We start from the raw sequence: 13,278 nt of genomic DNA, 5'->3' as shown, positions 1-13,278 counted from the left end.
GGACCTGAACCATCCTCCGGGCCCGGCCGGGCCCGCCCCTCGGAGAAGAGCGAGATGTCGAAGATTCTGTTCGTAGTGACAGGTGCGGACCAGTGGACCCTGGCGGACGGCACGAAGCACCCGACGGGCTTCTGGGCCGAGGAGGCCGCCGCCCCGTACGAGGCGTTCAAGGCAGCCGGGCACGAGGTCGTGGTCGCCACGCCGGGCGGCAGAGTGCCGACGGTGGACCGGCGCAGCCTGGCGCCCGAGTCCAACGGCGGGCAGGAGGGCGCCGACCGGGTCGAGGAGGTCCTGAACTCCTTCAGCGAACTCCGGCACCCGATCGCGCTGGACGACGTGAACCTCGACGACTACGCCGCCGTCTTCTGCCCCGGCGGCCACGGCCCCATGGAGGACCTCGCCGTCGACCCGGTTTCCGGCGGTCTGCTGGCCCGGGCGCTGGAGTCCGGCAAGCCCCTCGGCGTCGTATGCCACGGCCCGGCCGCGCTGCTCGCGGCGGGGAAGGAAGGCGGGGCCAACCCCTTCGCCGGCTACCGGCTGACCGGATTCAGTAACGCCGAGGAGACGCAGGCCGGCTTCGCGGACAAGGCGAAGTGGCTGCTCCAGGACCGTCTGGTCGAGCTCGGCGCGGACTTCCAGGAGGGCGAGCCCTGGGCCCCGTACGTGATCGTCGACCGAAATCTGGTCACCGGCCAGAACCCGGCCTCCTCCGCCCCGCTCGCGGCCGAACTGCTCAGGAAGCTGGGCTGAATCTCCCGGACAGCCAACTGTCCGGGCGCCGCACCGGCCGGACGTCCGCCACCGCGGGCGCCCGGCCCGCGTGCGTACGGGCACCGGAGGCCCTGCGGCCGAGAGCCGCACCCGGCCCCGCATTGACCGGATTTAGCCTCCGTTTCCCGCGGTCCCGCCGCCCCCGTCCGGCTACCGTCGAGCGGGGCCGTTCGGACGGTGGCCGGGTACGTATGGGACCGGCCGCTCCCGCCCGGCCGCATCCGTGTTCACCGAGCCGCCTGTCGTCCGGAAGGACCCTTCTCATGAACGCTCCGCACCCGCCCCGCCCCGCCGAAGCATCGGGCACCTTCGCACTCGGCGGGGACCTGCCCGTCAACCGCCTCGGCTACGGCGCGATGCAGCTCACGGGCCCCGGAGTCTGGGGTGAACCCGCCGACCCCGCAGAGGCCGTGCGCGTCCTGCGCCGCGCGGTGGAGCTGGGCGTCACGTTCATAGACACGGCCGACTCCTACGGCCCCTTCGTCAGTGAGCGGCTGATCCGCGAGGCCCTGCACCCGTACGCGGACGACCTGGTCATCGCGACCAAGGGTGGCTACACCCGGTGCGGCCCCGGTGACTGGCGTCCGGTCGGCAGGCCCGAATACCTCCGCCAGCAGGCCGAACTGAGCCTGCGTCACCTGGGTCTTGAGCGCATCGACCTCTACCAGCTGCACCGCATCGACGCGCAGGTGCCGCTGGCCGACCAGCTGGGTGAGCTCGTCCTGCTTCAGCAGGAGGGCAAGATCCGCCACATCGGGGTCTCCGAGGTCACCGTGCGTCAGCTGGAGGAGGCGCGGGGGATCGCGGAGATCGTCTCCGTCCAGAACCTGTACAACCTCGCCAACCGCCGTGCCGAGGACGTGCTGGAGTACGCCGAGCGCGAGAACATCGCGTTCATCCCGTGGTACCCGATCGCCACCGGTGAACTCGCCCGCCCCGGCGGCCCGCTGGACGCCGCCGCCAAGGAACACGGCGCGAGCCCCTCCCAGTTGGCCCTGGCCTGGCTGCTGCGCCGCTCGCCGGTCATGCTGCCGATCCCTGGCACCTCGCGCGTGGCCCACGTCGAGGAGAACACCGCGGCCGCCGCCGTCACCCTCACCGACGAGGAGTTCGCGGCGCTCACCGAGGCAGTCTGAAGCACTGCCTGAGCCCGACGGCCGTCCGGGCGCCCCCGCCGCCGGTGGGGGCGCCCGCGCGTGTCTCAGGCCTGTCGCGGCTCGTCCAGGGCGGAGGTGAGCCGTCCGAGCACGTCCTGCAGGGCGACGATCTCCGGTACCGAGAGGCCGGTGGCCTGGAGAATCCTGCGTGGTACGGGCAGTGCGCGTTCGCGCAGATCCGCACCGGCGTCCGTGAGCCTGACGGTCACGGAGCGCTCGTCCTGCGGGCTCCGCCCACGGACGACGAGACCCGCCGACTCCAGCCTCTTCAGCAGCGGGGACAGGGTCCCGGAGTCGAGGTGGAGGCGCTCGCCGATCGTCTTCACCTGCTGGGGCCCGTGCTCCCAGAGCACCAGCATGGCCAGGTACTGGGGGTAGGTGAGGCCCAGGTCCTTCAGCGCCTCCCGGTACAGGCCGCCGAACGCGCGGGACGCGGCGTGCAGGGAGAAGCAGACCTGGTGGTCCAGGCGCAGCAGATCCGCGTCCGGCAGCGCGTGGGCGGGGATCGGCGAGGTTGTCATGGGAACCAGGATATCTCATTGTGAGCCATTCAGTTGTGCACAATTGAATTGTGTGCAACTGTTTGGGGCGAGGGTTGACCGGGCCGGTCACCGCGACAGGAAAGAAGGACACTCCCATGGATGCGCTCTACACCGCTGCCGCCACCGCCAACGGCCGAGAGGGCCGGGCCGTGAGCTCGGACGGCCAGCTCGACCTCCCCCTGGCGCTGCCGCCGGCGCTCGGTGGCAACGGCAAGGGCACCAACCCCGAGCAGCTGTTCGCCGCCGGCTACGCCGCCTGTTTCGCCAGCGCCATGGCGTCGGTCGGCCGGGAGATGAAGGTGGACACCAAGGACGTGGCCGTGACGGCCGAGGTCTCGATCGGTAAGGACGACACCGGCTTCGGCCTCGCGGTCGTCATGCGGGTCGAGCTGCCGGAAGCCCTCGAAGGCGAGGCGGGCCGCAAGCTCGTCGAGGCCACCCACGCCTACTGCCCCTACTCCAAGGCCACGCGCGGCAACATCGAGGTCGAGCTCGTCATCGAGTAGTCATCGGCCGGTCGTCGTCGGCTCGGGACCACGGCGGTCACCCGCCCGGAACGTTCGGTTCAGGACGCGCCGGTCCAGGCCAGCAGCCGCTCGGCACTCCACGTCGTGACGACCCGTTCCGGGGGCACCCCGCACTCCTCGGCCCGCGCGCAGCCGTAGGCCTGCCATTCGAGCTGGCCGGGGGCGTGCGCGTCGGTGTCGACGGAGAACAGCACACCCGCCTCGACGGCCTGCCTGAGCAGGCGCCGGGGCGGGTCGAGCCGTTCCGGGCGGCTGTTGATCTCCACCGCCGTACCCGACTCCGCGCACGCGGCGAAGACCTCGGCCGCGTCGAACTCGGACTCCGGCCGCTTGCGGCCGTGGAGCAGTCGTCCGGTGCAGTGCCCGAGGATGTCCGTGTGCGGGTCGCGGACCGCGGTGATCATGCGCCGGGTCATCGCCGCGGAGTTCATCCGCAGTTTCGAGTGGGACGACGCCACCACCACGTCGACCTGCTCCAGCAGCTCCGGCTCCTGGTCGAGCGAGCCGTCCGCCAGGATGTCGCACTCGATACCGGTGAGCAGCCGGAACGGGGCCCACCGCTCGTTGAGCGCGGCCACCTCGGCCAGCTGCCGGCGCAGCCGCTCGGGCGACAGCCCGTTGGCCACCGTCAGCCGTGGCGAGTGGTCGGTCAGGACCGCCCACTCGTGGCCCAGCTCCCGAGCCGTACGGCCCATGTCCTCGATCGGGCTTCCGCCGTCCGACCAGTCCGAGTGCATGTGGCAGTCGCCCTTGAGCAGGGCCAGGAGCTCTTCCCCGCCCTCGGCCAGCGGTCCGGCGGCCTCCGTCTCCAGCCGGTCGAGATAACGCGGAACCTCCCCGCCCTGTGCCTCCCGGATCACCTGGGCCGTCTTCGGGCCGATGCCGTTCACCGACTCCAGCGACCCGTGGGTCACCAGCTCGGCGACATCGTCCGCCGGGATCGCGGCGAGCGCGTCGGCGGCCCTGCGGAACGCCTTCACCCGGTACGTCTCGGCCTGCGAGCGCTCCAGCAGGAACGCGATACGGCGCAGTGCGCTCACCGGCTCCATCAGCACCTCCGAGTACGGGCCCAGGGTCTGCACCCAGCTTCGCCGAGTCCCGCCCCGTCCGCACAGCGAGGGTGCGGAAACGGTTTGCGGGACCCGGCGTGGCTCAGCGCACGGGCTGCGCCTGCTCCTCCGCTTCGGGGCGCTCGAACTGGGTGCGGTACAGCTGCTCGTACCTGCCGCCCTCGGCCAGCAGTTCGGTGTGGGTTCCGCGTTCCACGATCCGCCCCTCCTCGACGACCAGGATCAGATCGGCGGCCCGTACCGTCGAGAGCCGGTGGGCGATCACCACGGCGGTCCGGCCTTCCAGCGCCTCGGCCAGTGCCTCCTGGACGGCCGCTTCGGACGTCGAGTCGAGATGGGCCGTCGCCTCGTCGAGGATCACCACGCGCTGGCGGGCCAGCAGCAGCCTGGCGATCGTCAGCCGCTGCCGTTCCCCGCCGGAGAGCCGGTAACCGCGCTCGCCGACGACCGTGTCGAGCCCCTCGGGCAGTGAGGCGACCAGACCGTCGAGCCGGGAGCGGCGCAGGGCGTCCCAGATGTCGTCCTCGGCGGCGTCGGGCCGCGCGAGCAGCAGGTTGGCGCGGACGGACTCATGGAAGAGGTGACCGTCCTGGGTGACCATGCCGAGCGTCTCGCGGATCGAGTCGGCGGTGAGGTCGCGCACGTCGATCCCGTTCAGCCGTACGGCACCGGAGTCGGCGTCGTAGAGCCGGGGCAGCAGCTGGGCGATGGTGGACTTGCCCGCTCCCGAGGAACCGACCAGCGCGACCATCCGGCCGGGCTCGGCGCGGAACGAGACGTCGTGGAGGACCTCCGTGCCCTCGCGGGCGTCGAGCGTCGCGACATCCTCCAGCGAGGCGAGGGAGACCTTGTCGGCGGACGGGTAGCCGAAGGAAACCCCGTCGAACTCGACGGACACCGGGCCGTCCGGCACCCGGCGGGCGTCGGGCTTCTCGTCGATCAGCGGCTTCAGATCCAGGATCTCGAAGACCCGCTCGAAGCTGACCAGGGCGCTCATCACCTCGACCCGGGCTCCGGCCAGCGCGGTGAGCGGCGCGTAGAGACGGGTCAGCAGCAGCGCGAGGGCGACGATCGCGCCCGGGTCGAGACTCCCGCGCAGCGCGTAGTACCCGCCGAGTCCGTAGACCAGGGCGAGCGCCAGCGCGGACACCAGGGTCAGAGCGGTGATGAAGGTGGACTGGGCCATGGCCGTGCGGACGCCGATGTCACGCACGCGGCCGGCACGGGCGGCGAACTCCGCCGACTCGTCGGCAGGGCGCCCGAACAGTTTGACGAGTGTCGCGCCCGGCGCCGAGAAGCGCTCGGTCATCTGCGTGCCCATGGCGGCGTTGTGGTGCGCGGCCTCGCGCTGGAGCCCGGCCATCCTGGAGCCCATCCTGCGGGCAGGGACGACGAACACCGGCAGCAGGACGAGAGCGAGCAGCGTGATCTGCCAGGAGATGCTGAGCATGACGGCGAGCGTCAGCAGCAGGGTGACGAGGTTGGAGACGACGCCGGACAGCGTGTTGCTGAAGGCCCGCTGCGCGCCGATGACGTCGTTGTTGAGCCGACTGACGAGCGCACCGGTACGGGTCCGGGTGAAGAAGGCGATCGGCATCCGCTGCACGTGGTCGAAGACCGCCGTGCGCAGATCGAGGATCAGCCCCTCGCCCAGTCCGGCCGACAGCCACCGGGTGAGCAGCCCGAGCGCCGCCTCGGCCACGGCGATGAGCGCGATGAGCAGCGCGAGCCCCGTGACCACGCCGGTGTCCTTGCCCTGGATGATCGCGTCGACGACGCTGCCCGCCAGGACGGGAGTGGCGACCGCCAGGAGGGCGGTCACCACGCTGAGCGCCAGGAACCGGTAGATCTGCCGTCGGTGCGGGCGGGCGAAGGCGAGGATGCGGCGCAGTGTCGCCCGGGAGAAGGGCCGCCGGTCCTCCTGTGCGGTCATCGCGCTGTGCAGCGACGACCAAGCGGTCATTTCCATGCTCATGAGGTATCTCCGGAAGATGTCGGCTGCGCGGGGCACCCATCGGCCGTGCGGCCCGGGTGTGCGTACAGAACGGTAGGACCTGAAGCGAACTTGAGGTCAACCGTCGCGCCGGCTCGGCCCGGGAGGAGGTACGCGGCGCGCCGAGCCGTGCGCTCCCGAAGGGGCCCTGACCACCTCTGTTCGGCGTTTCGGGAGCCGAAGGAGGGGGGTGCCGTGCATCCGGAGGTACCGGGGAGTGTCAGGATGGCTTCATGACAATCAAGACCTACTTCGACATCACCATCGACGGCAAGCCCGCCGGGCGGATCGTCTTCAACCTCTTCGACGACGTCGCTCCCAAGACGGTTGAGAACTTCCGTGCCCTGTCCACGGGCGAGAAGGGATTCGGCTACGCCGGATCGCCGTTCCACCGTGTCATCCCGGACTTCATGCTCCAGGGCGGCGACTTCACCCGCCAGAACGGCACCGGCGGCAAGAGCATCTACGGCGAGAAGTTCGACGACGAGAACTTCAAGCTGAAGCACACCAAGCCGGGTCTGCTGTCGATGGCCAACGCGGGCCCGAACAGCAACGGTTCGCAGTTCTTCATCACCACCGTCGTGACGCCGTGGCTCGACGGCAAGCACGTCGTCTTCGGCGAGGTCGCCGACGACGCCAGCATGGAGCTCGTCCGCAAGATCGAGTCGTACGGCTCGCGCAGCGGCCAGACCAAGGCCGCGATCGCCGTCGCCGAGTCCGGTCAGCTCTGATCCGTTCTCCGCGGCACCCTGTTCGGCCCTGAGCGCCCCGTCGGTGAAGTCACCGCCGGGGCGCTCCGGTACGTACGGCGGCGTCCGGGATGCGTCCGGCGTGCGGAGCCGTAGCGTTGCCGAGCGAGACCGATCCGCTCGATACCCGGCCGGGGTGACGACATGTGCTGGAGCGCGACGGCCGATCTGGTGGCCGGTACCTGCGTCGTGGCGATCGGCGTGGCCTGTGTGGCGCGCTCCCGGCGTGCCCGCGACCTGCCGCTCGCCGCGCTCCCGCTGCTGCTCGGGGCCCACCAGGTCATCGAGTCCGCGGTGTGGCGGTCCGAGGACGGAACGGGCGGCCCGGCCACCGTCGCCTGGGCGGTGATCGCCCTCCCGGTGCTGGCCCTGTGGGTGCCCGCCGGAGTGTTCTGCGCGGCCCCGGCACCGGCCCGTCCGCGGCTGACGGTGCCGCTCGCGGCGGGAGCGCTGACCGCCGCGTTCCTGACGTACAGCCTGCTCACCCGTCCCGTGACGGCCGAGGTCCGCGGCCACACGCTGGGCTACGCCCTCGACCTGCCGCACGCGGCCCTGCTGCTCTGCGGCTACCTGCTCGCAACGGTCGGCTCACTGCTGCTGTCGGCCGACCGGTGGCTCCGGGCGCTGGGGCTGCTCGTTGCCGTGGGCGCGGCGCTCTGCGCGGCACTGTGGCGCCTCGAGTTCATCTCCACCTGGTGCGCCTTCGCGGCGGCCTGTTCGGTGGTCCTGCTCGGCTGGGCCCGACGAGGCCCCCCGGACCCGCGCCCGGCCGTCGGATCCGCCCCGACGGACTGACCACCGGAATCGGGCCGCTTCGGGACTGGCATGATCAAGGGTATGGACGAGAGCATCATCGCCGCGTGTGACGGGGCGTCGAAGGGCAACCCGGGTCCCGCCGCCTGGGCGTGGGTCGTGGCCGACGCGCAGGGGCGGCCGCAGCGCTGGGAGGCCGGACCGCTCGGTAGCGCCACCAACAACGTCGCAGAGCTGACCGCCCTGGCGGAGCTGCTGGAGTCCACCGATCCGGCCGTGCCGGCCGAGGTGCGCATGGACTCGCAGTACGCGATGAACGCGGTGACCAAGTGGCTTCCCGGGTGGAAGCGCAACGGCTGGAAGACCTCGGGCGGAAAGCCCGTCGCCAACCAGGAGCTGGTGACGCGCATCGACGCGCTGCTCGGCGGTCGCAGCGTGACCTTCCGCTACGTTCCCGCGCACCAGGTCGACGGGGACCCGCTCAACGCGCTCGCCGACCAGGCCGCCAGTGAGGCCGCCGTGACGCAGCAGGCCGCGGGGACGGCGCACGGCACCGCCGACCTGCCGGTGCCCGCTCCCGCACGGTCGACGAAGGCGCGTACCGACGGGGCGAAGGCGGCCGGCGCCAGGAGCGGCGCGCGCACCGGAACGATCCGGGCGAAGTTCGCCGGACGGTGCCATTGCGGGAAGCCGTACGCGGCGAAGGACATGATCGCCAAGAATCCGAACGGCTGGGGTCACCCGGAGTGCCGGACCGCGCCCGCGTAGGGGCGGCGGGGGCGGCCGTTCCGTGGTGAGTGACGCGGCGCGTCAGGGGGCGTGGGACCGAGGGTCCCAGGACGGAGGGGCCGGAACGAGGGGCCCGGCTCCGTCAGATATCAGCCCAGACCAGACGGCCCGCGACGCCGGTGCTCGTGCCCCAGCGGGCCGCCAGCGCGTCCACGAGCAGGAGTCCTCTGCCGTCCTCGGCCAGTTCCTCCGGCTCGGGACACTCGCCCGGAGCCGTCGCCAGGTCCCCCGGTGGGGTGGGGGAGGGGATGCGGGCGTGGCCGCTCCCGCGGTTCCACACGCAGATGCGGACGCCGCTGCGCGAGCGCAGGAGCCGGCACCGGATGCGGCGGCTGTCGGTGTGCTGGACCGCGTTGGCGACCAGTTCGGTCACGACCAGAGCCGCGGCGTCGATCCGGTCGCCGGGTTCTCCCCAGTCACGCATCGCCTCCTCCACGCGGCGCCGGGACTCCGGCACACCTTCGGGGACGCGGGGTATCCACCAGTTCTGTGCACGCCTGCTGCCCGCGTCCTGGGTGGTCCGCGGCGTACACGCGACTATTTCCGACATGTACGTACTCTCTGCGCAAAGAGCATACTTTGCAAGCGACAGAATGCGTCATGCTCCGCGTCGGGGCCATGGAGGAAGGTACGAGAATGAGACCGCGGTCCGGTCCCACCGTGGAGCATCGCGTACTCGCCGTACGGCTCCGGCTGCTGCGGGAACGCGCTGGTCTGAGCCTCGCCGCCGCCGCGCAGGCGCTGGACGCCCACCCGGCGACCGTACGCCGCATCGAGCGGGCCGAGACGGGTCTGGACGCGCGCCAGGTGCGGGCGCTGCTCGACTGCTACGGGGTCCCGGAGTCCGCTGCCGAGCCGATCATGGCAGCCCTCGGGGCCGCAAGCCTGCCGGGCTGGTGGCACCAGTGGCGCGACGCGATGGAACCCTGGCAGCAGGAGGTCATCGGCATGGAGTCCTCTGCGGGTCTCGTGCGGACCTGGCACCCCGCGCTCGTACCCGAACTGCTGCGCACCCCGGCCTACGCGGAGGCGCTGGACCGGGCGCTGCACCCCGACGGGGACGCAGCACGGCGTCGGCGCCGCGTCGAGCTGCTGCGGGAGCGCCAGCGCCGCCTGACCCACCGCGGGGCCGCCCTGTGGGCCCTGATCCCGGCTGCCGCGCTGCACACCCAGGTCGGTGACCGGCGAGTGATGGACGAGCAGCGCCAGGCCCTGGCCGAGGCCGTGCACCGCCCGCAGGTCACCGTGCAGGTGGTACCTCTCGATCACCCGCCGCACCCGCTGACAGGCGTTCCGCCCCTGCACCTGCTCCGGGTGTCCGCGCCCGAGATCGGGGACCAGGCGATCCTGGAGACCCCCGGAGTGCGCGTCGACATCGTCGACGATCCGGACGCGGTGATGAACCACCGCATCCGCATCGACGCGGCCTGCGCCGCCGCGCCACGTCCCGGCACGCCGCTCCCCGTCGCCTGACCTACCGGACGGCCCCGCCGGGATGCGACGCACGCCGCTTACGGCCAGCGTGGGGGAGTGGTGCAGCGGAGCAAGGCCCAGTGGATCCCCGCCGGTGTGATCGCGCTGGCCGTCGTGGCCGACCTGGTGACGCCGACCGCCGTGACGTCCGCCCCGCTCATCATGGCGGCGCCCGTGGCCGCCGCGCCGCTCCTCACGCTGCGCGGCATCATCCTCACCGGCCTCGCCTCGATGGCCGTGCACGCGTGTCTGGCCCGGGTGGACGGCACCTTCGGCTGGCATCGCGGACTGGCCAACCAGCTCACCCTCGTGGCCGTAACGCTGCTGGCCGTCTTCATCCACCGCACGATCGACCGGCAGGCCGGCCGCACCCGGCGCGCGCTGCGCGTCGCCGCCATCGCCCAGGGCGCCGTGCTGCCCCGGCCGCCGGAGCGGCTGGGCGACCTGCACATCGCCGCCCGGTACGTCCCCGCCGAGGACGAGGCCATGATCGGCGGTGATCTCTACGTCGTCCAGCAGACCCCGTACGGCACCCGGGTCTTCGTCGGTGACGTACGGGGCAAGGGCCTCGGCGCCGTCAACGCGGTCTGCGTCGACCTGGGCGCCTTCCGGAACGCCGCCGACCAGGCCGAGAACCTGGATGAACTGGTCCGCTCGCTGGAGGAAGCCCTCCTGCGCGAAGGCGGCAGGCGTGGCGGCCTCGAACAGGAAGAGGGCTTCACCACCGGTCTGATCGCGGAGTTCGCCACCGACCTCAGCGCCGTACGCATCATCAACCGGGGTCATCCACCGCCCCTGCTCCTCGAAGCCCAGGGCGGAGCCACCCTCCTCGAACCGTCCCAGGAAGCGCCCCCGCTGGCGATCGGCGCGCTGGGCCACTGGTCCGCCCCGGTCGACACCTTCCCCTTCCCGCCCGGCGCGACGCTGCTCTGCTACACCGACGGCGTGACCGAAGCCAGGGACACCGAAGGCGTCTTCTACGACGCCGCGGCCCGCGTCCCCCTCCTGCTCCGCCACCGCTCCCGGTCAGGCGAGGAGGCCACTCCGGCGCAGGTCCTCGATATGCTGATCCGCGACGTGCGGCGCCACACCGGCGGCCGGCCGCAGGACGATCAGGCTCTGCTCGCGCTACGTCATTCACCGGAATGAACTGAGCGCGCCCCGGGCGGGTACAGGATGGGGCATGGACACCAAAGGCTGGCTCATCCTCGCGGCAGTGCTCGTGCTGCTCACCGTGGGCGTCGCCGCGGTGCTTCTGGTCCGGGTGCTCCGGGCCAGGAAGCTGCTGCTCGACGCGGGAATCCCGCTCCGCAACAAGGCGCTGGTCTGGGCCGCGGTGATCTACACCGTGTCACCGGTCGATCTGCTGCCTGACCCCGTCTACCTCGACGACATCGGATTCCTGATGCTGACCCTGCGCTCCCTGCACCTCGCGGCGCTGACGGCCGGCACGGCGGTGTCGGGGGCGCGCACCACGTACAAGGAGGCCCGGGGCGGCAACCTTTCGGTGCCGGGCGGCCACTGACGGGAGGAACCCGTCCCCCGCACGGAAGGCCCCCATCGTGGAACCCACGTCTCACCGACCGCTCCACCGACGCCGCGTCACCCGGACCCGCGCCCTCCTCGGCGCCCTCACGGCGGGACTGCTCGCCGCCACCGGGCTGGTCGCCGCCGGGCAGACGTCGCACGCCGCCACCGCCCGCCAGGCCGAGGCACTCGACCGCGGCGTCGTCAGCGTGCACACCGACAGCGGCAACCTCGTCAGCTGGCGCTGGCTCGGCACGGACCCGGACAACGTGTCCTTCAACGTCTACCGGGCGGGCACCAAGGTCAACGCGTCCCCCGTCACGGGCTCGACGAACTACTTCCACACCGGTGCCCCCGCCACCGCCGACTACACGGTGCGGGCCGTCGTGAACGGCGCCGAGCAGAGCGACTCCGTCCACGCGGTCCAGTTCCGCGCCGGCTACAAGGACGTCCCGATCACCCCGCCCGCGGGCGGCACGACACCCGACGGCGTCGCCTACACCTACGAGGCCAACGACGCCTCCGTCGGTGACCTCGACGGCGACGGCGCCCTCGACTTCGTACTCAAGTGGCAGCCCACGAACGCCAAGGACAACTCGCAGTCCGGCTACACGGGCAACACGGTCGTCGACGGGTTACGCCTGGACGGCACCCGGCTGTTCCGCATCGACCTCGGGCGCAACATCCGCTCCGGCGCGCACTACACGCAGTTCCAGGTGTACGACTACGACGGCGACGGTCAGGCCGAGGTGGCCATGAAGACGGCCGACGGCACCGTCGACGGCACGGGCAGGGTGATCGGCAGCGCGAGCGCCGACCACCGCAACGGTTCCGGCTACATCCTCACCGGACCCGAGTACCTGACCATGTTCAACGGCCGGACCGGCGCCGCCATGGGCACCGTCGACTACGTTCCGGCACGCGGGACCGTCTCCTCATGGGGTGACTCGTACGGCAACCGGGTGGACCGCTTCCTGGCAGGCACCGCCTATCTGGACGGCGCCAGGCCGTCCCTCATCATGGCGCGCGGCTACTACACGCGCAGTGTCGTCGTGGCCTGGGACTGGCGGGGCGGCGCCTTCACCCGGCGCTGGACCTTCGACACGAACAGTTCGACCAACGTGGGCAAGGGGTACGACGGCCAGGGCAACCACCAGTTGTCCGTCGCCGACGTCGACGCCGACGGCAAGGACGAGATCGTGTACGGCGCAATGACCGTCGACGACAACGGCAGCGGCCTGTGGACGACGAAGAACGGCCACGGCGACGCGATGCACGTGGGCGACCTCGACCCCGCCCGGCCGGGCCTGGAGGAGTTCAAGGTGGACGAGGACAGCTCGAAGCCGACCTCGTGGATGGCCGACGCCAGGAACGGGCAGATCCTCTGGTCCACCCCGGCGAGCGGGGACAACGGCCGGGGCGTCTCCGGCGACATCTGGGCGGGCAGCGCGGGCGCCGAGTCCTGGTCGTCGGCGGTGTCCGGAGTGCGTAACCCGAAGGGGTCCGTCGTGACGAGCCGCAAGCCGTCCAGCACCAACTTCCTGTCCTGGTGGGACGGCGACACCACGCGGGAACTCCTGGACGACACCCGGATCGACAAGTACGGCACGGCGGGGGACACCCGGCTGCTGACCGGCGCGTCGGTGCACTCCGCGAACGGCACCAAGGCCACACCGGCCCTCTCCGGTGACATCCTCGGTGACTGGCGCGAGGAAGTCGTCTGGGCGACCTCGGCGAACACCGCGCTGCGGATCTACTCCACGCCGTACGAGACCGGCACCAGGATCACCACCCTGCTGCACGACACGATGTACCGGACGGCGCTGGCCTGGCAGAACACGGCGTACAACCAGCCGCCGCACCCGAGCTTCGCCATCGGCAGCGGGATGGTGGCCGCACCGCGGCCGGTCATCACCACGCCGTAGCG

14 protein-coding genes are annotated in these 13,278 nt (G+C 71.7%); 10 read left to right on the top strand and 4 right to left on the bottom strand.

Annotation, left to right across the window (positions count from 1 at the left end; translation table 11 throughout):
* Positions 1–54 precede the first annotated feature (54 nt).
* Entirely contained in the window at positions 55–750 is a 696-nt protein-coding gene (locus AB0C82_RS31835) for a type 1 glutamine amidotransferase domain-containing protein (protein WP_362848915.1), read from the top strand.
* A gap of 284 nt (positions 751–1,034) precedes the next feature.
* Positions 1,035–1,907, top strand: a complete 873-nt coding sequence (locus AB0C82_RS31830; RefSeq protein WP_362848913.1) for an aldo/keto reductase — start codon at positions 1,035–1,037, stop codon at positions 1,905–1,907.
* 65 nt (positions 1,908–1,972) lie between these two features.
* On the opposite strand, the gene AB0C82_RS31825 is transcribed toward AB0C82_RS31830, so the two are convergent.
* Complete coding sequence (locus tag AB0C82_RS31825) at positions 1,973–2,449, bottom strand: MarR family transcriptional regulator (protein WP_362848911.1); 477 nt, start codon at positions 2,447–2,449, stop codon at positions 1,973–1,975.
* Positions 2,450–2,565: 116 nt separating this feature from the next.
* Between AB0C82_RS31825 and AB0C82_RS31820 the strand changes: the two genes are divergently transcribed.
* A complete protein-coding gene (locus tag AB0C82_RS31820; RefSeq protein ID WP_362848908.1) occupies positions 2,566–2,976 on the top strand; it encodes an organic hydroperoxide resistance protein in 411 nt (136 codons plus the stop codon).
* Between the two features lie 59 nt (positions 2,977–3,035).
* Here the strand turns inward: AB0C82_RS31820 and AB0C82_RS31815 are convergent, their stop codons facing one another.
* Positions 3,036–4,046 carry a PHP domain-containing protein gene (locus tag AB0C82_RS31815; protein WP_362849235.1) on the bottom strand — a complete coding sequence of 337 codons (1,011 nt, stop codon included), beginning with the start codon at positions 4,044–4,046 and terminating at the stop codon, positions 3,036–3,038.
* Between the two features lie 103 nt (positions 4,047–4,149).
* Positions 4,150–6,042: an ABC transporter ATP-binding protein gene (locus AB0C82_RS31810; protein WP_362848905.1), complete on the bottom strand. Its 1,893-nt coding sequence runs from the start codon at positions 6,040–6,042 to the stop codon at positions 4,150–4,152.
* A 251-nt stretch (positions 6,043–6,293) separates the two neighbouring features.
* Here AB0C82_RS31810 and AB0C82_RS31805 point away from each other — a divergent pair, with 251 nt between their 5' ends.
* From AB0C82_RS31805 to AB0C82_RS31795, 3 genes are all read left to right on the top strand, one after another.
* Complete coding sequence (locus AB0C82_RS31805; RefSeq protein ID WP_362848902.1) at positions 6,294–6,791, top strand: peptidylprolyl isomerase; 498 nt, start codon at positions 6,294–6,296, stop codon at positions 6,789–6,791.
* Positions 6,792–6,953: 162 nt separating this feature from the next.
* Positions 6,954–7,604 (top strand): DUF6629 family protein, encoded by a 651-nt coding sequence (locus AB0C82_RS31800; protein WP_362848899.1) that lies wholly within the window; start codon positions 6,954–6,956, stop codon positions 7,602–7,604.
* Between the two features lie 42 nt (positions 7,605–7,646).
* Positions 7,647–8,330 carry a ribonuclease H gene (locus AB0C82_RS31795; protein ID WP_362848897.1) on the top strand — a complete coding sequence of 228 codons (684 nt, stop codon included), beginning with the start codon at positions 7,647–7,649 and terminating at the stop codon, positions 8,328–8,330.
* 103 nt (positions 8,331–8,433) lie between these two features.
* On the opposite strand, the gene AB0C82_RS31790 is transcribed toward AB0C82_RS31795, so the two are convergent.
* Complete coding sequence (locus AB0C82_RS31790; RefSeq protein WP_362849232.1) at positions 8,434–8,808, bottom strand: ATP-binding protein; 375 nt, start codon at positions 8,806–8,808, stop codon at positions 8,434–8,436.
* A 179-nt stretch (positions 8,809–8,987) separates the two neighbouring features.
* Between AB0C82_RS31790 and AB0C82_RS31785 the strand changes: the two genes are divergently transcribed.
* Genes AB0C82_RS31785 through AB0C82_RS31770 form a run of 4 tightly spaced genes read left to right on the top strand, consistent with a single transcriptional unit; the run spans position 8,988 to position 13,276 of the window.
* A complete protein-coding gene (locus tag AB0C82_RS31785) occupies positions 8,988–9,824 on the top strand; it encodes a DUF5753 domain-containing protein (RefSeq protein ID WP_362848894.1) in 837 nt (278 codons plus the stop codon).
* Between the two features lie 57 nt (positions 9,825–9,881).
* Positions 9,882–10,973 (top strand): PP2C family protein-serine/threonine phosphatase, encoded by a 1,092-nt coding sequence (locus AB0C82_RS31780; protein WP_362848892.1) that lies wholly within the window; start codon positions 9,882–9,884, stop codon positions 10,971–10,973.
* A gap of 34 nt (positions 10,974–11,007) precedes the next feature.
* Positions 11,008–11,349 carry a YkvA family protein gene (locus AB0C82_RS31775; protein WP_362848890.1) on the top strand — a complete coding sequence of 114 codons (342 nt, stop codon included), beginning with the start codon at positions 11,008–11,010 and terminating at the stop codon, positions 11,347–11,349.
* Between the two features lie 37 nt (positions 11,350–11,386).
* On the top strand, positions 11,387–13,276 hold the full coding sequence (locus AB0C82_RS31770; RefSeq protein WP_362848887.1) for a rhamnogalacturonan lyase: 1,890 nt from the start codon (positions 11,387–11,389) through the stop codon (positions 13,274–13,276).
* Positions 13,277–13,278 lie beyond the last annotated feature (2 nt).

Origin of the sequence: Streptomyces sp. NPDC048560, from assembly GCF_040650955.1 — a bacterium.
Classification (GTDB): Bacteria; Actinomycetota; Actinomycetes; order Streptomycetales; family Streptomycetaceae; genus Streptomyces.
Note: the sequence above shows the minus strand (reverse complement) of the source record. Positions and strands in the feature narration are given on the sequence as shown.

Coding starts and splice junctions, on each gene's coding strand:
- AB0C82_RS31835 (WP_362848915.1), top strand. CDS start 55: ATGTCGAAGATTCTGTTCGTAGTGACAGGTGCGGACCAGTGGACCCTG.
- AB0C82_RS31830 (WP_362848913.1), top strand. CDS start 1,035: ATGAACGCTCCGCACCCGCCCCGCCCCGCCGAAGCATCGGGCACCTTC.
- AB0C82_RS31825 (WP_362848911.1), bottom strand. CDS start 2,449: ATGACAACCTCGCCGATCCCCGCCCACGCGCTGCCGGACGCGGATCTG.
- AB0C82_RS31820 (WP_362848908.1), top strand. CDS start 2,566: ATGGATGCGCTCTACACCGCTGCCGCCACCGCCAACGGCCGAGAGGGC.
- AB0C82_RS31815 (WP_362849235.1), bottom strand. CDS start 4,046: ATGGAGCCGGTGAGCGCACTGCGCCGTATCGCGTTCCTGCTGGAGCGC.
- AB0C82_RS31810 (WP_362848905.1), bottom strand. CDS start 6,042: ATGAGCATGGAAATGACCGCTTGGTCGTCGCTGCACAGCGCGATGACC.
- AB0C82_RS31805 (WP_362848902.1), top strand. CDS start 6,294: ATGACAATCAAGACCTACTTCGACATCACCATCGACGGCAAGCCCGCC.
- AB0C82_RS31800 (WP_362848899.1), top strand. CDS start 6,954: ATGTGCTGGAGCGCGACGGCCGATCTGGTGGCCGGTACCTGCGTCGTG.
- AB0C82_RS31795 (WP_362848897.1), top strand. CDS start 7,647: ATGGACGAGAGCATCATCGCCGCGTGTGACGGGGCGTCGAAGGGCAAC.
- AB0C82_RS31785 (WP_362848894.1), top strand. CDS start 8,988: ATGAGACCGCGGTCCGGTCCCACCGTGGAGCATCGCGTACTCGCCGTA.
- AB0C82_RS31775 (WP_362848890.1), top strand. CDS start 11,008: ATGGACACCAAAGGCTGGCTCATCCTCGCGGCAGTGCTCGTGCTGCTC.